Source organism: Micromonospora sp. DT53 (assembly GCF_049841535.1).
Taxonomy (GTDB): Bacteria; Actinomycetota; Actinomycetes; order Mycobacteriales; family Micromonosporaceae; genus Micromonospora.
The window spans coordinates 955768-972459 of sequence record NZ_JBNCKM010000001.1 but is presented as its reverse complement, the minus strand read 5'-3'; the positions used below and the strand labels follow the sequence as shown (position 1 = coordinate 972459).

The 16692-nt window shown below is 71.0% G+C and carries 17 protein-coding genes; 15 read left to right on the top strand and 2 right to left on the bottom strand.

Translation table 11 applies throughout. The features are described 5' to 3' along the window. The first annotated feature begins 44 nt into the window (after window positions 1–44). The 10 genes from ACLQ3B_RS04545 (at window position 45) to ACLQ3B_RS04500 (ending at window position 8495) form a co-directional block, all read left to right on the top strand. Complete coding sequence (locus tag ACLQ3B_RS04545; RefSeq protein ID WP_425777575.1) at window positions 45–920, top strand: replication-relaxation family protein; 876 nt, start codon at window positions 45–47, stop codon at window positions 918–920. A 479-nt stretch (window positions 921–1399) separates the two neighbouring features. Beyond that, a complete protein-coding gene (locus ACLQ3B_RS04540; protein ID WP_425777573.1) occupies window positions 1400–2116 on the top strand; it encodes a hypothetical protein in 717 nt (238 codons plus the stop codon). A 421-nt stretch (window positions 2117–2537) separates the two neighbouring features. Further along, window positions 2538–3209: a hypothetical protein gene (locus tag ACLQ3B_RS04535; RefSeq protein WP_425777571.1), complete on the top strand. Its 672-nt coding sequence runs from the start codon at window positions 2538–2540 to the stop codon at window positions 3207–3209. Continuing rightward, window positions 3206–3598, top strand: a complete 393-nt coding sequence (locus tag ACLQ3B_RS04530; RefSeq protein ID WP_425777570.1) for a hypothetical protein — start codon at window positions 3206–3208, stop codon at window positions 3596–3598. The genes ACLQ3B_RS04535 and ACLQ3B_RS04530 overlap by 4 nt, the downstream gene beginning before the upstream one ends. A 152-nt stretch (window positions 3599–3750) precedes the next feature. Beyond that, entirely contained in the window at window positions 3751–4668 is a 918-nt protein-coding gene (locus ACLQ3B_RS04525; RefSeq protein ID WP_425777568.1) for a MarR family transcriptional regulator, read from the top strand. 94 nt (window positions 4669–4762) lie between these two features. Next, a complete protein-coding gene (locus tag ACLQ3B_RS04520; RefSeq protein ID WP_425777566.1) occupies window positions 4763–5440 on the top strand; it encodes a GGDEF domain-containing protein in 678 nt (225 codons plus the stop codon). 106 nt (window positions 5441–5546) lie between these two features. Then, window positions 5547–6125, top strand: a complete 579-nt coding sequence (locus ACLQ3B_RS04515) for a hypothetical protein (protein ID WP_425777564.1) — start codon at window positions 5547–5549, stop codon at window positions 6123–6125. A gap of 212 nt (window positions 6126–6337) precedes the next feature. After that, window positions 6338–6736: a hypothetical protein gene (locus ACLQ3B_RS04510; RefSeq protein WP_425777562.1), complete on the top strand. Its 399-nt coding sequence runs from the start codon at window positions 6338–6340 to the stop codon at window positions 6734–6736. Between the two features lie 136 nt (window positions 6737–6872). Beyond that, on the top strand, window positions 6873–7286 hold the full coding sequence (locus ACLQ3B_RS04505; RefSeq protein WP_425777560.1) for a hypothetical protein: 414 nt from the start codon (window positions 6873–6875) through the stop codon (window positions 7284–7286). Between the two features lie 114 nt (window positions 7287–7400). Then, a complete protein-coding gene (locus tag ACLQ3B_RS04500; protein WP_425777559.1) occupies window positions 7401–8495 on the top strand; it encodes a M23 family metallopeptidase in 1095 nt (364 codons plus the stop codon). A 187-nt stretch (window positions 8496–8682) separates the two neighbouring features. Here ACLQ3B_RS04500 and ACLQ3B_RS04495 read toward each other — a convergent pair whose 3' ends face one another. After that, window positions 8683–9300, bottom strand: a complete 618-nt coding sequence (locus tag ACLQ3B_RS04495; protein ID WP_425777557.1) for a hypothetical protein — start codon at window positions 9298–9300, stop codon at window positions 8683–8685. Window positions 9301–9756: 456 nt separating this feature from the next. Then, the gene (locus tag ACLQ3B_RS04490; protein WP_425777555.1) at window positions 9757–10596 is read right to left on the bottom strand and encodes a DUF4253 domain-containing protein; all 840 of its coding nucleotides are present in this window, start codon (window positions 10594–10596) and stop codon (window positions 9757–9759) included. 212 nt (window positions 10597–10808) lie between these two features. Between ACLQ3B_RS04490 and ACLQ3B_RS04485 the strand changes: the two genes are divergently transcribed. The 5 genes from ACLQ3B_RS04485 (at window position 10809) to ACLQ3B_RS04465 (ending at window position 16435) form a co-directional block, all read left to right on the top strand. Beyond that, complete coding sequence (locus ACLQ3B_RS04485; protein ID WP_425777553.1) at window positions 10809–11480, top strand: hypothetical protein; 672 nt, start codon at window positions 10809–10811, stop codon at window positions 11478–11480. 67 nt (window positions 11481–11547) lie between these two features. Beyond that, entirely contained in the window at window positions 11548–12642 is a 1095-nt protein-coding gene (locus ACLQ3B_RS04480) for a DUF4314 domain-containing protein (protein ID WP_425777551.1), read from the top strand. A 111-nt stretch (window positions 12643–12753) separates the two neighbouring features. Then, window positions 12754–13236 carry a hypothetical protein gene (locus ACLQ3B_RS04475; RefSeq protein WP_425777549.1) on the top strand — a complete coding sequence of 161 codons (483 nt, stop codon included), beginning with the start codon at window positions 12754–12756 and terminating at the stop codon, window positions 13234–13236. A 348-nt stretch (window positions 13237–13584) separates the two neighbouring features. Beyond that, window positions 13585–14760 carry an AAA family ATPase gene (locus ACLQ3B_RS04470; protein WP_425777547.1) on the top strand — a complete coding sequence of 392 codons (1176 nt, stop codon included), beginning with the start codon at window positions 13585–13587 and terminating at the stop codon, window positions 14758–14760. A 37-nt stretch (window positions 14761–14797) separates the two neighbouring features. Further along, window positions 14798–16435, top strand: a complete 1638-nt coding sequence (locus tag ACLQ3B_RS04465; RefSeq protein WP_425777545.1) for a VWA domain-containing protein — start codon at window positions 14798–14800, stop codon at window positions 16433–16435. The last annotated feature ends 257 nt before the right edge of the window (window positions 16436–16692 follow it).

Here is a 16692-nt window from a genome sequence, read left to right as displayed (position 1 = left end):
CTCCCGATCGGGAGGGGACCTCATCCTGCCCAGGAGCATCCGTCGTGTACTCCCGCGTTCCCCCCGTCTCCCGCAACCCCGATCCGCTCGCCGTCTTCGGTCGCATCGTCCCCCGCGACCACGCCCTCCTCGGGCTGCTCGCCGAGCACTACCTGCTGTCCACCGACCAAATCACCAGCGCCCTCTTCGACACCCGGCGCACCGCCCAACGGCGGCTGACGATCCTGCACCGCCTCGACGTGCTGCACCGATTCGGCCGCAGCGGCGCCCACGGCCGGTACGGATCACTGCTCTACACCCTCGGACCCGTCGGACTGCAGCTACACCCAACCGTCTACCACGACCCCACCGGCACCAGCGGCAAGGCACCGCGCAGCTCCCTGGAACGCGCCAAGCGGATCGCCGCCAGCGGCCAGGTCAACCACCTGCTCGGCGTCAACCAGTTCTTCACCGACCTCATCGCCACCGCCCGCCACACACCCGACGCCCGGCTGTCGCGCTGGTGGTCCGAGCAGCACGCCACCACCGTCTACGCCCAAGCGGGCATCCGCCCCGACGGGCACGGCGTCTGGACCGTCGGCGACACCTCGACCGGCTTCTTCCTCGAGCACGACAACGACACCGAGAACCTCGCCCGGGTCGTCGCCAAGCTGCGCGGCTACGAACGCCTCACCACCTTCGGCCCCCGCTACCCCGTGCTGTTCTGGGTCCCCAGCCGGCGCCGCGAGGCCAGCCTCCTCGCGGCGCTCGCCGGACTGCCCACCGCCAGCCCGATCGCCACCGCCGTCCACGGCCCCGACCCGGCAGGTCGGGTGTGGACCCTCGTCTCGGACCCCACCCACCGGCGGTACCTGCACGAGCTGCCCTGCGACCACGGCCCTGACACGGTCACCAACCCACGGCGCTTCGACCACCCGTAGAACTCACACCGCAGGCCAGCCCGCCGACACCTGCCTGAGTGAGCACCTCCGGCAAGCCGACTACCGTCGCCGACGTCTGTCAGCAAATAAGATCATCTGTGAGCGCCGTGAAGGCTCACAGCATCCCGCCGACGACGACTCCGCTACGAAGCGGAATGACTCACAGCGCAGGTCAGCCCCACTTTTCGGGGATCAACTCGTCGGATCGGCCTGACAGAACAGGCCGCTACCGTTCACGGCACTAACACCCCCTCATACATCTCCACCCCGGTCCGGTCCCACCTCGGAACCACCGCCGCACCCACCGGTGCGCCCCGCCCACCCGCCCCACCCGGGGCCGGTCGGCACCGCGCCGCGCGGCGACCCCAGGTCGCACCCCACCAACCCGCACCCACACCTCTCCCGCAACCGACCCACGCACCCCAGTGGGCCGGTCATCTCCGCGCGCCTGACGCGCCCACCCCCAAGGAGGACCACTCATGCCCAAGAACCCGACCCGGAAGGCCACCTCGCCGGCTGTCACACCGACGGCGACGATCCACACCATGATCGTCTGCGTGCCGGGCGACCTGCCCCGCGAATCCCTGACCGCACACCAACTCGACCGCAACTTCGGCGTGCAGGGCACGCTGTCGCCCCGCTTCTGGGCCAGCCCCGCCCTGCACCTGTGGCAGCGCAGCCAGATGTTCGGACTGCGCAAGGGCCGCCCGGCCTACTGCGCCGGCGGACCAGCGCGACTGCTCGACCTGACCGGCATGCGCCACGCCGCCGGTATCGGGGCGGGCATCCGCCACCAACTGTTCAGCCGCGCCGTGCACGGCACCCGCAACGCCACGCCGTGGCACGTCTACGAGGCCCGCCACCTGGCCGACCCGCAGCAATACCCGTGGGACACGGCCGTCGCGGACTTCACCCATCAGCCCCGGGTCAACGCCATCCGGATGCACAACGCCGCCACCTACGGCGCCGGGCAGATCCGCCTCAGCGAACTGGAGATGTACCAGGCCGGCTGCATGGCCTACCAGCACCACAGCGCTCTCACCGCCCTCGCGGGCGACGCGCTGATCACCGCCGAAGGGGCGAAGCTGGCCCCGGCCAGCGACGCCATGGCCGACCGGGTGACCTACCTCGAACAGGCCAACCGGCTGCTCTCCGCCATCGACCCCAACCAGCGACTGCTCGCGGTCGCGCTCTGACAGAGCCCGCCAAGAAGGAAACACGCCCGAGCGGCCGGGTCATGGTCCTGATCGGCGAGGTCGCCCGCCTCGCCGCCGACTGCGTCCGCGCCCCGCGCCGCAGCGCCGCGAACCGCTAGCCATCCACGCGCACCTCATCGCGCAGCTTCGGGTCGCCGCACGCGCCGACGCGATGCCCTGCTCACCATCCTGGCGACCGGCTCACGGTGTCGGCAGATACCCGCGAGCCGCCGCATCTCGCCCCGGCGTGCCAGCCGCCCCTGGCAGGGGCGCTGACAGCGCTGCCGGCCAGCGAGACGGCCGCCCTTTCCCTCTTGCGCGTAAGCCGGCGAGCGCCGGCACCAACCCCCACGCACCGCACCGAGCCGTCGGCGACCAAGCCCTGGTCGCCGACATCACCCTGCCTGAAGGGACACCCTCCATGATTCACCTTCCGATCTGCCCCGTCTGCGACGAGCCGGTGGCAGACCAACCCGCCACGCACTGGACCAACGCCTACCGCGGCGGCATCCCGTGGTGGCATCTGGCCGACAACAGCCCCATCTGCCCGGCAGCCGACGGCCAACACTCCCAGCCGGACCTCGTCGCCGACCCGCTACCGGTCGACAGCCAGACCAACACCTGGCTCGACGACATGAGCCGCCTGTTCGCCGTCGACGGTCCCTACGACCCCGCCCGACTGGGCAGCGCCATCACCGCCGCCGAGCACCTCACCCGCTGGCTGCACACAGCAACCGGACCGTTCAGCGCGCTGCTCACCCTGCCGGCACCCTCCGACGTCTCCTCCCTGATCGGGCACCTGCACCGCAGCACCCGGCTGCTCGCCCGGGTGCACGCACAGATCGGGTCCTACCTCCTCGACCAGGCCCGCCAGGCACACCTCACCAGCCTCGATGACAGCGAGAGGCGCAGCGAGGTCATCGACGCCGTCGACGACGTCCACGCATGGTTGCAGGACGCGGCCGACTCGCTCGCCCAGTCGGCGCAGGCCTCAGGTGCCGCTTGGTCCAGCGCCCGCACGGTCACGGCCACGAGCCGCCCCGGCGCCTCCTCCACCGCTGGCGATATCGACCCACAGGAGGGCCAGCAGTGACGAGTCCTGACTACACGCCGCGTCAGGGCAGCACCGCCGTCTTCTCCGGCCGGTGGCTGCGCTACGAACCGGTCCCTGGCTTCCACCGCTACCACGAGGGATACCTCGCGACGGTGACCGGTTGGTGGAACGGCAGCTTCGAACTCGCCCTCGACCACGAGGCCGTGACCGCCCTTACCCAGACGTTCGACGCGATGGCCACCTACGTCGGCGATGACTGGCGCACCGTCGGCTTCAACGGACACACCCTCACCATCACCCGTCCGGTGTCCCTCGGCGGCGGCGTCCACCTCGTCGAGCCCACCGGCAGGCGGTACCGGATCGGCTGGGGCCTGCCGTGGTTACCGGTCGACCCGAGCCGCTGCGACCACGTCTTCGGCCAGCCATAGCCGCACCGCCCCACCAGCACGGGGCCTGACAGGCCCCGAGCTCGATGGCATCCCGAGATCCGTCACCGCACTTGATCACGAGGCGCCATCGAAGCGTGGATCAGTGCACGCCCCCATCCAGGCAGACGCAACAGCAGCCACAGGGAGGACTCATGGACAACCCGACCGATCAGACTGCGGCGCCGAGCGCCCTCGACAAGGTCGCCGCCGCTCTGGCAGCACTTGGCCAGGACACGGCCGCCGCGATCGCGCAGCGCGCCGGCGTCGGCTACTCGACGGCCACCAAACGACTTCGCACCCTTGCAGAGGCAGGCCAGGCCGAATCGTTGCGCGCCGACGACGGCCGCACGCTCTGGCGGCACCTGCCGAACACGACGACCAGCACCGACAGCGGCGACCCGCAGGCGACCACGACCGACGCCAGGCGTGACCCGCCCTCCGCGGTGACGGACGACGACGCCGACGAGGCTCACGGACCGGACGGCGCCCCCGGACCGGCAGAGGAGGCGAACACCGCCATGGCGGCGAGACCGGACGACGAGTCGACCAGTCTCCAGCCGGACGACGAACGCCGACCAACGCCCGACGGCTACGCGGGCCGGCCAGCCCTACAGGACCCGCCCGCCAAGCCGGACCGCGTCCCCGACGCACCGACCACCAGGCAGGCGGAGGCCGGCGAGGCTTCCCCGGCCGACGCCGAGAATCCGGGCGCAGCCGACGCGTCCGGTCAGGCAGAATCCGCGCCCAATCTGGATCCGGCGGGCAGCGACGAACCCGCGGCGCCCAGCAGCCCATCCGATGCTGCGAGCGCGTCAGGTGGCGGCAAGCCGCGCCGGTCCAAGGGCAGCCTGCGCGGGGCCATCCTCGACGTGCTCGAAGCCCATCCCGGGCAGCCGTTCAAGACCAGCGAACTGTGCAAGGCCATCGACCAGGCGAACGAGGGCACCGACTCGGCCAAGGCCAGCGCGGGCGCGGTCGTCAACGCCGTGCACAAGCTCGTCACCGACGGTGTCGCCGTTCAGGTCGCCGAGAAGCCGGCGACCTTCCAACTCGCCCCGGCAACCACCTAGCAGATCCGTTACCGCTGGTAGCCCGGGGCGGGCGTCGAACTTGGCGGATCCACGCCCGCCCCGGTGCTCCTTAGTACAGAAGGAGCGACGTCAAGTGTGTCATCTGAGCTCGTACCTCACGGCGGCCGGCGGAGTCCTCGCCGGTCTCGCCGTCGCCGCGGCACTGCTCGCCCGGCAGCGGCACATCATTCACCATCAGCGGCAGGCGTTGGCTGCCCGCGACCGTGACCGGTCCTACTGGCATCGGCTGGCCACGCACAACGACACGACCGACCTGCCGAACCGGCGGGCCCTGTGGGCCCACCTTGAGGCCACGTTCTCGCTCGGGGAACCGCTCGGGCTCGTCCTCATCGACCTGGACCGGTTCAAGCAGGTCAACGACACCTACGGCCATGAGCACGGCAATGACCTGCTGCGCGAGGTCGGGCGCCGACTGAGGACCCTCGGGCCGTCGGTCGCTCTGGCGGCGCATCTCGCCGGTGACGAGTTCGCCCTCGTCGTGCACGGCGACGACGGCGAGGTCGAGATTGCCGCCGAGGCCGCCCACCGGCGTATCTCGGAGCTCCCGTACGAGATCGCCGGGCAGCAGGTGATCGTCACCGCCAGCGTCGGCTACGCGCTCGCCGAGCCGGACATGCTGCCCGGCGACCTCCTGCACGCGGCCGACCAGGCCATGTACCTGGCCAAACGCACGCGTTGCGGCGTCCGCGCCCACGACCCGGACCACGCCACGCCGCCGGGAGCCGTCATCCGCTACCGCGACCTGCGGTAACACGCCCCCGGCGCCAACCGCACCACGTCCCCGCACGCACCAGAAGCCCCGCAGGCCGATCCGGCCTGCGGGGCTTCTGCGTATGTCAAGGAGCCCGATCCCCGTGATGTCCTTCAACACCGTTCACACCCTGACCGGGTGCCTGCTGCACATTGAGGCCAGCGCCGACCTTATCGGCTGGGGCCGCCCGCCTCTCCTGCTGCTCGTCCAGGACCGGCCCTCCCCATCAGCACCTAATGGCCTGAGACGCCAGATGCGCGCCGTGCACCTACCGCTCAACGAAACCCGCATGGGCCGCTACCGCGCCGGACTCGCCGACCTCCTACCGGACCTCACCACCGCGCTCGACATCAACCAGCCGGTCGCCCGGCCCACCCTCGCGGCCTGCGTCGACATCGGCCTGATCACGGACCTCCTCGCCGATCCCACCCCCGGACTCCGCCTGCTGGCCTGGGCCGTCTGCTACGAGGACGTCCTCGTCGAGTCCGACGACCTGCACGAGATCCGCCGCGTTGACGCGGTCGACGCCGACCGCCGCACCTACCAGATCACGAGGCTGCGAGGCGAACCGCACCCCGTGGTCCGCGTCGACGACCACGACGACGCACCGGCCACTCGCTCCGCACTGGCGCGTCTCGTCCAGACCACCAGCAGACCTGGCCGAATCACGCCGACGGCCTTCTGACTGCCGCCGACGCCACGCCGGCAGCGCGGGTCCCCACCTCACCCGCGCGTCGCACGACGTGCCCTACGGCACCAACCCAGACGACTTGACCTTCATCGAGAGATAAGCGTCGATCAATCAGGTCATTGTCCGGGTCGTCCATCAGGCAACACACGACCGGTGCCGACCGGACGGTGACCCCTGCCCACAACCCCGACGGAAGGTCACCCGCCATGTCTGACCGCAGCCGAACCCGCTCGTCTCACCGCGCCCTCCTCCCCCGTGACGTCACCGACCCCCTGCTGTGGCGGCTGGCCGTGGATGTCCTCACCGCCCACCAACCCGGACCCGGCAACCGGTGCGCCAACCTGCAGTGCGCCGACCAGAGCGGGCCGTGTTCGGCCGCCAGGCAGGCACAACGGGCGATGCGCGCCGCGCGAGCCACACCACCGCCACAGCCGGCACCCGCCCGTGAACCCACACCACAACGGCCGGCCCGCGACTCCGTCGGATTCGTCGGCTGGTTCGCCAACGGTCTCGTCGCCGCTGCCACGCAGTTACTGCCGCGGGTCGCGCAGCGGCTGCCCCGCCGCGTCCCCGGCGCGACCCTGACCGCCGCCTACGCCGCGTAGCCGCAGCCCAGACGCAACGACCAACACCACCCGGCCCGGACCGAGAGACCTCACGACCTTCGACCGCGTGGCCCATTCACGGCCGTGCGGTCGTCGTCGTACCCGAACACCCCACCACGACGAGGAGACACGACCCGTGGGAACCATCTGCTACGTCAGCGCCACCGATCCCGCCCAGCCGAGCACCGTCCACGCCCGCTACGTCCACTTCGACGGCTACCCCCTGGCGCTCGTCGCGCACCTGCGCGGCATCTGGGCCACCACCGCCCGCCGCGACACTCAAGCCCTCATCGACGCGGTCCTCGCCCACGACTGGTACTACCTCGGATCCGACGTCACCCCGGACACCCGGTCGTTGCCCCACCAGCACCCCGTCGGCGGTGTCGGTGTGACGTTCGACGACACCGAGCCGGAGCCCGCCACCGTCTTCCCGCTCAGCCGCGCGGTCGACCTCGACGCCTCGTGGATCTACGTGATCAGCCCGGCCGACGACACCGTCACCGTGCACACCGGCGACGGCGATCCGGTCGGTGTCCACAGCCTCGGCTAGCCGGCAATCAGGAGGACCCGTCATGCCCGGCCACGCCTCTCCCCTCGTCCAGCGCCCCTCCACGCCCTACCGCGCTCCCTACCTCACCTATCCCCTCGCCCGTTGGGGGCCGACGTGAAGCTCCGGTCTCTGGTGTCAGTCGCGGTGGCGCTCGTCGCCGTGTTCATCCTCTGCACCGGTGGGCTCGGCGGACTCCTCGCCGGCGGCTCGGCCACCGCCGAATGTGTCCCTATGGTCACCACTTCCGGGTCCACGTCAGTCGAGACGGTGTCGCCACCCGGGCCGCCGATCCTGTGGCCGGCGATCGGTGACTGGGACAGCGACCAGGTCGGCAACGCCGCCGCGATCGTCACCACCGGCGCCCGCCTCGGGCTACCAGCGCGCGGCTGGGTGATCGCGGTCGCCACCGCCATGCAGGAGAGCAGCCTGCGGAACCTAGCCGGCGGCGACCGGGACTCGGTCGGGCTGTTCCAGCAGCGCCCCAGCCAAGGGTGGGGCACCCCCGCCCAGCTTCAGGACCCCGTCTACGCGTCGGAGAAATTCTTTGACGAGCTGGCAACGATCCGCGGCTGGCAGGCGATGCCGCTCACCGAGGCCGCCCAGGCCGTTCAGGTCAGCGCCTTCCCCGACGCCTACGCGACATGGGAGGGACCGGCCACCCATCTGGTCACCGCGATCGCCGACACCACGGGCCTACCCACCGACGGCCTGGCCGGGTGCGAGGCCACCGGCCCGTGGACACAGCCGGTCCTCGCCCCTGTCGGGTCGGGCTTTCGTAGCTCGGACCGGCCCGGTCACGACGGCGTTGACCTCAGCGCCCCGCGCGGCACCATCATCCGCGCCGCGTCCGCCGGGACCGTCCGCACCGTCCGTTGCAACGCCGTCCACGCCGACACCGGCGCCGAGTGGGGCTGCCACCGCGACGGCGACCCCGCCCTCACGCGCGGGTGCGGCTGGTACGTCGACATCGACCACGCCGCCGGCCTGCTCACCCGCTACTGCCACATGGACCAACCCCCGATGGTGACGGTCGGGCAGCCGGTCGCCGTCGGCCAGCCCATCGGCGTCGTCGGCTCCACCGGCCACAGCTCCGGCCCGCACCTGCACTACGAGGTGCACCACAACGGCGATGCCAGCCCGAACGGCGCGATCGACCCGGTGCCCTTCATGGCCGCACAAAACGCCCCGCTCGCCGCAAACGAGCGGTGATGCATCTTATGCAACATTCGTCGACCGCCGCAGGAGCGTCCCGATGCCACCGGGATCAATGGCACCGCCGAAGTGCAGTCATCCACCGCCCGCCCACCGTGGTTCCAGTCGCGACGAGCAGTATCGCCATACCGATGCGCAGGCCCGCTCGGCGTCTCATTAGGGGCAGTGCAACACGGACGGCGTCTCAGCGGTCGGCAGTAGCCCGCCGCTCATTCATTGCTGGCCGCCGCCTGCCAGTGGCAAGGACTCGAAAGCAGCCGACCACTCCGGCCGTCAACAGCGCCAGTCCACTGACGATGTCGGCCACCCGGTTCGGCCAAGGCAGGATCGCGGGGGTGGTGAACCGGCCGACAACGAACGGCTCGAGCACGCCTCCGACGGGGACGACAAGGCGGGCCGCAACCCCCCACGGATCCAACCGGCGAGCGATCGCGCCCACCAGGCCGAGCGGTCCTCCTACGACCATCGCCGCCAAAAGCCAGTGCAAGTTGGCCGCCCAGACGTTCAGATCGAACATGCCGAAGGCTATCCCCACGCTGTAGTGCACGACGGAAGCGGTGAGCAAGGCGATGACTCCAGCGGCAACGGCCGGCGCGGGGCGGCGGACGAGCCACCCGGATAGCACTGCCAGCCCGGCCCAAACCGTCCCCGCGTTGACCAACTGACTCAGAGTCAACCGGCCAGCCAGCAAGGTGTCCGCCTTGCCTTCGAGCTGATTTTGAGTCGTCACGTTTGAGGCAAGCGACACCAGAGCCAGCACAACGGCGGCGATAACGACCAGGCACCATCCCCGTCGACTCATAGCCAGAGGCTACGCACTTGCAGTTCGGCCCCCCGCCGTGCGCTGGCTGGACCGCATCGCCCTGGAGCACTATCCCGTTTCGCCGATGAAGGGCGTAGCTTGCCCAGAGCTCGGCAGGAACCAGAGGCCGGCCGGCCAGTGACACCGGCTGCTGCTGCCCGACAATGTCGGCCGACGCTTACTCTCCGGCGTCGGGATCGCGATCTTTCTCAACCCCGGACACCGTCGGCCATCAGTTTCGGCCAGGCGACGCCGTCGCTGTGTGCCGAGTCCGGCAGCGCCGCCACCGCACGGGCTAGGTGACGCTGAAGACAGCTACCACGACGCGTAGTCCTACCAGCAGGGTCGTTGTGATTGCACGGGGGACCTTGCACCGCCAAGGTCCAAGACGCGCAGGCACACCACACGTCCGGAATAACGCCGGTTCCCAGCAGGCAGACGGTGATGGGGCACCGATCAGGGGCGGTCGTGCAGGAACCATGCGTCGCCTCGGGTAAGGGCGATCGCGAGTTGCCACTGTTCGCATTGCAAGCTGCCACCGACGGCCAACAGTTGCCCGGCGAGCTCCCACGCCTGCGGGCCGGGCTGCGGCCGGCGTTGCGCGGTGAGCTGCAGCATGGTTCCCCAGGCGGCGATGAGGGCGGCGCCCCACCGCTGATCCCACTGCCACATGGCCGCTGCCAACGCTGGAATGCCGTTGTCACGGGTGGCTCCGAAGTAGGGCACCCAGGCGGGGGCCAGCCACTGCGACGTCGTGGGCAGCAGCACCAGCTGCACCTCGGGCCAGGTGTGCCATCTGCTCGTGCCGACAAGGTATTCGGACCCGCGGAAGGCTCGGAAGGCGAGCTCCGGATCGGCGAGGAGGGTGTCATAGGTCCACCTCTGCAGCGCCGTCGAGGTGGTCGGTAGCGTCAGCTGCTCGAGAGCCGCGGCGACCATGTCGTCACCCAGAAACGCCCGAACATAGCGTTCAACCTTTCCCTGGTCCTGGGCGTCCTCGCGGCCGTATCGCTGATACACCGACCACGGATCCAGCGTCCGAGCCACCCGGTCCAGGTCGGCGAGCTCATCAACATCCGGTTCGTGGTCGAGGTCGCCCGGCAACGTGAAGACGGGCCACCGACCGGTAGCCGGCATGGCCGCATGAGCAGCATGCCACGCATCGAGTAGCCGAGCAGGATCGACCTGCTCCACCAAGAAGGTCCGGCCGAGCCCTTCGCCCACGGGGTGGCCCTGAAGAGCGGTCCCCCGCAGGGCAGCCGCGATGTCGCCGGCGTCGTCCATCCGTGCAGCCATACGAGCACGGTAATTCCCTCCACCGACATGCCCGCCTGAGCCGCAGCCTTCTCTCACCGCAGGTGGCCGCTCGGAGGAACACCGCGCGGTTCGAGTACTGCGGTCACCCACGACGGCCGCGAGCAGTACCGGCGGGCCCATGCCATCCAAGTCCGGCGGTCGTCCCACCCGGGACGCCGCGCACCCCCACGTCCTCTAAGGAGGAAATGCACGTGAGCACACCCGCACTGATCGGTGTGGCTGCGTTACGCGGCAGGTACACCGCCCGGTCCATCCAGCTCGGCGAGGACCCGGAGGTCCTGGTGCCGCTGCTGCGCCGGATCTGGACCGACACGTTCGGCCACGACACCGACGCCATGGCCGCCGCGCTGCTGGCCCGCAACTGGTGGAGCCTCGCCGTCAACCCCAAGCCCCGGCGATGGCACCGACAGCCACCCGTGGCGGGACTCGGCTACCCGACTGTGACCGAGAACAACACCAACCGGCAAGGCTCGCTGCGAGAGGACCTCGACGGGTTCGACGAGTGGATGTACCTGCTGCGCCCCGACCAGCGGCTGCTGGTGGTGTACGAGGCGACGGTCCACGGCCGCTGGCTGCGACACAGCGTCCACCACCTCGACCCGATCGAGGACCTGTTCGTCACCGCACCCGCCCTCGCCGACGGCGGCCCGGAGATGACCGTCTGCACCGTCTGCGGCGCGGTCGACGAGATCGACCACGTCGAGGTCCCGTCCATGGCCGGCTACGGCCACGACACCGCCACCAGCTGCACCCGCTGCGGCTCCTCGGTCGCCACCGACCCGATGTTCGGCGCCCACATCACCCGCAAGCCCTGGCCACCGCACGCCCCCACCACGGGTAACGCGACACGCGGCACCCGATGAGCACGCTCGACCCGATGCCACCGCCGCCACCAGCCGCGTCCCATCCACTCGCCGATCGGAGAGCACCATGACCTACCAGCCCGGCCAGCGCGTCGCCATGGTCCACACCAGCGACCCGCACACCCAGTTGCGGCCCGGCGACACCGGCACCGTCCGCCGCCACGACCAGCAGCAGAACATCGTCGAGGTCACCTGGGACAGCGGCTCGGCCCTGTCCATGTGCCTCGACGCCGGCGACCGCATCCAACCGGTCACCACCACCCCGCCGCCCACCGGTGGGCCAGTCGACGAGGCCGCCAGATGGGCCACCGCACTGCAGCGGATGCGCGCCGCTGGCACCGAGGCCGGCCACACCGCCGCCGGGTCGCGGGCACAGGACACCATCGGCGCCCGGGCCAGCGACGACACCCGCCTGACCGCCCGCCGGGTCCTCGCCAGCATCAAGGACAGGGATCCCGCCGTCCTCGACGCCCTGCCCCGCTTCACCTTGGCCGGAGATGCGGTCGACACCGCCGGATGGGAGCTGTTCGCCGACGCCACCGGCGACGTCAGCGGCTGGTTCGGGCTGCGCATCCAGCAGCGCGACGACGCGATGACCGTCTACCGCGACGCCTTCGACACCGCCGCCACCGACCGGCTCGCCGACCTCTGTCACCTCGCGGCCAGCCCCACCGGCCGCGACGTGTCCCACCTGCGCCCCGAGAAGGTCCGTGTCGGCGACGTCGGCGTGTTCTCCGGCGAGTGGGCGCTGACCACCGGCCCGGATGGCGACGACCGTTTCATGGTCGGGTTCGTCGGCACCCTGATCGACCACTGGAACGGGTGGGCGGTGTTCTCCTGCACCCGTGCCGTGGCCGAGGCGATCGTCACCGACCAGCAGCGGCACCGCGACCAGTACCGCCACAGCCTGCGGGACGAGGGCGTGCCGGAGGACGAGCTGGACAGCCGGATCGGTGCCGCGCTGGCCGACCTGTCCTTCGACGGCGACGTCATCGTCGCCGACCAGCGTGCCATGTCCGGCGACCCGGATGCCATCGAACGCATCGCCCCGGACGGCGACGGCCGGTACGTGGTGATGGGCCGCAACTGGTGCTGGGAGCCCGTCGACCCCTACGCCTGCGACCGGATCGTCGGCGACCTGCCCGACCCCGATCAGGCATAGGCCGGGCGACCCCGACCAAGCCCCACCGCGTCACCCGAAGCCAGCCAACATCGGCCGCTGCCACCCGGCCGCTGCCTTCACGACAGGTAAGACCAACAGGAGGAAACCCAAATGGCCATCCGTACCCAAGAGGAAATCGTCACCCGGGTCTGGACTCTCCGGGCCAACCGCTGGGACATCTTCGGCTTCCGGGAGGAGGTGCTCGTGGAGGCGCTCGATCTCGACCACGCCCGCCAGGTCCTCACGCCCCGCCACCCGGGTGAGTGGAGCCAGCGGGTCGACCACGAGGGCTACACCCGGGATTACCTGCGATTCGCCGTCGGGAAGATCATCGACCACCGTGGCAACTCGGCGAGCCGGTCGGTGGACAAGCTCGGCGAACTCGCCTGGCTCCTCGGCCGCGACGACATCGCGGCGGCGATGGACGACGCCAGCTATCCAATGTACGGGGCACCCAAGGTCAAGGCGTTCGCCGACGGGTTCGACTGGCCGTTCCTCGACGGCCTGGACAGCGACGACCAGCGGGCCCTGGCCCGGATGGCTGACGGACAACAGTGCGACCCACAAGGCTGCGAACGGGGCTGCGCCGATTGACCACGACCGGGCCACCGGCATCTGTCCCGACTCTCACATGCACCCTCGGTCAGCGGGCGCCCCGCCATCCCGCACCCGCGCATCAATTCGACTTGATCGATTGAGCTGTGGGGCGTTGCATCGTCGGCGCCGACACCGCCCGCCCGACATCGACACCAACCAGCACCCACCAGCGGCGAACTGACGCGTCGCCGCAACCCCTCAGCACCACCGGGGTGTGGTCGCCCACCTGCCCGGCCCGACCAGGCCGGCAGGGGTTGGCCCCACCCGTCTCCGCTGTGCGGTACCTACCGCCCGCGCACCCGGAGACGGGTGCGCGGGCACGACCCTTGGAATCGAGGCAACCACATGACCACACCACACACGCCAGTCCCGCCGGCCGGTCCGCCGCAGAACGACCCGGCCCCAGCCGGCACCGGCGAGACGCCCACCACCGATGCCACCTCCGGCCGGTCCGGCTACCTCTACCGCAACGTCGCCCTGCACCTGGCCGACCACCCCGACACCATCCTCAAGGTCGGCGAGATCACCCGGGCGATCGGCGCACCGTCGTCCGGGGCGGTGTTCGAGGCATTGAAGAAGATGGCCGCCGCTGGGCACGCCACCCACCACCGCGACCCGCACCACCGCTTCCAGATCACCCAGCCCGGCATCGACGCCGCCGGCACCCTCCCACCCGCCGAACCCCGCACCCGCTCCGGCGGCAGTGCTGGTGGTGGCCGTCAGTCCCGGCCCGCGCCGGTACCGCGCCCGAACGGGGCGCTGTACCACCCGAGGCGGCTCGGCAAGGGCTGGGACGTCGAGGAACTGCGACGGCTCCGCACCCAGCAAGTACCGGTGCTGCTATACGGGCCGCCCGGCACCGGCAAGACCGCCATGGTCGAGGCCGCGTTCCCCGACCTGCTGACCGTCGCCGGCACCGGCGACACCGTCGTCGACGACTTCCTCGGCTCCTACAACCCGATCCCCGGCGGCGGCTACGAATTCGTCCACGGGCCCCTCGTCACGGCCATGCGTAACGGGCGGGTGCTGCTGGTCGACGACGCCACCCTCATCCCGCCCCGCGTCCTGGCCGTGCTGTACCCGGCCATGGACGGCCGCGGTGTCATCACCATCCCCGCCAACGGCAACGAGGCCGTGCAAGCCGTCGACGGGTTCTACATCGTCGCCGGCCACAACCCGGGCGTGCACGGCGCGGTGCTCACCGAGGCCCTGGCCTCCCGGTTCACCGTCCACCTGCACGTCACCACCGACTGGGACCTCGCCCGCCAACTCGGCGTCCCCAAGCAGGTCGTGGCCGCGGCGATCGACCTCAACGCCGACCTCGCCGCCGGCAAGACCGTGTGGGCGCCCCAGCTGCGCGAACTGCTCGGCTTCGTCACAGTCCGCGACCACCTGGGCCTGACCGCCGCCCTGGCCAACCTGGCCGGCATCGCCCCCGAGGACGCCCGCGACGACGTCACCGCCGCCCTGTCCCGACACACCGGCACACCCATCACCGCGCTCGCCCTCGGCAAGCGCTAACCACCGTCCACCTCAGAGTTCTGGAAGGAGCCAATCCGTGTCACACCCCAGCACCCACCTCCAGCAGGGCGCACCGCCGACGCCGGCCGGCGCCAGCGACTGGCATGACTGGTCCGCGGCGTGGACCAAACACGTCCCGATGCTGACCGGCCGTACCGACCTCACCGTCCTCGTCGCTCCCGGCGCCGCCGGCGACGCACCCGAGTGCTTCTACCCCGACCTCAACCGCATCGAGGTCGACGCCACCTACATCGCCGAGCGCCCCGACATCACCGACCCGGCCAAGGCCCGCCACAAGCGCCTCGTGCCCACCGGCTACGGGCTGCTCGTGCACGGCGCCGCGCACGCCGCGCACAGCCGCTGGACCACCCCGCCCGGCACCCCGCCGATCCTCGCCGACGTCGCCAACATGCTCGAGGAATCCCGGGCCGAAGGACGCCAACGCACCCGCCGCCGGGGCGACCGCCGCTGGCTGCGCCACGTCGTGACAACCCTCCTCGACCCCGACGACGCAGCCGTCGACGACCCATGGCACGCCGGACAACTCGCCGCCCTGCTGCTGGCCCGCGTCGACGCCCGCATCGTCACCAGCAAAGACGTCCGCCCCGTCCGCGCCGCCGTCACCGGAGTCCTCGGACGCAAACGCCTGCGCCAACTGCGTGACATCTGGCGCGAGGCCCAGATCTGCGACGACACCGACGCCGACACCATGATCTGCCTGGCCCGCCGCTGGTGTCAGGTCCTCGGCATCGACCCCGACCAGCAGTACGACACCCCCGTACCGGACGCCGGCCTGTTCGCCGGCCGCCTCGCCGCGGCCCTCGTCGACTACCTCGCCGTCGCCGCTGGCGTCACCCCGGCCGAGTACGCCGCATCAATGCTGGCCCGCCGCCACAGCCCACCCTCAGAGTGGGACCGCCGGGACCCGACCGAGCAGGAACACCGCGCGGCCCGCGACCTCGCCAACCGGCTGCGGCAGGCCCGCACCAGCCATCCCGAACCCGGCCGGCGGCCCTCCGCGATCCCACCCGGGCGGCTGCGCACCCGCCACGCCATCACCGCCGACGCGCAAACCGCCGCCGGGCAACTGCCAACGGCCGCCCCGTGGCAGCAACGCGCCCAACTACCGCCCGAGAAGCCCCGTCTGCACCTGGCGATCCTGGTCGACCTGTCCGGCTCGATGGACCGCTACACCGAGGCGATGTCCTCTGCGGCGTGGATCTTCGCCCACGCCGCCCGCCGCGCCGACGCGACGACCACCACCATCGGTTTCGGCGACCGCACCACCGTCCTGGTACCGCCGCGCACCTTCCCCAGGCAGGTGCTGCACATGCGCACCGACTTCGCCACCGCCACCTTCCCCGAAGCGGTCAAGGTCGCCGATCACCTCCTCGACCTGCGCCACGGCCGCACCCTACGGATGCTCGCCGTCGTCTCCGACGGCTACCTCGACGACATCCCCGCCGGACAACGCCTCGTCACCACCCTGCACCGCGCCGGCTGCGCCGTGCTGTGGCTACATCCCGCCGACCCGCCCGCCGCGGGCGAGCCAATCGACCCGGACCAGATCTGGGGAAACACCTTCACGCACACCACCACCCTGACCGTCACCGACCCGGTCGAAGCCATCACGGCGATCGCCGACGCCGCCGTCACGGCGCTCGCCCAGGCCTGAACCCCGGCCAGACCCGACCCGTCCGGGGTTTAACCAATCCCACCTCGCGCGCGGCGCTTGCAACGGCTGCGGCCGGGCAGCGCCGCGGGCGGCGTCCCACGAGTACCCCAGCCCTCCAGATCGCGCGGCCCCGCCGCCGGCTACCGGCCGCCGGTCCGCGACTTGACCATCCCGCCTCATCGAAGCGTGGATGCGTCGCGTCCCCGACTGGCCCTGACCGACCGGGGTCGGACGCGATACGACGATGCCCATCACAA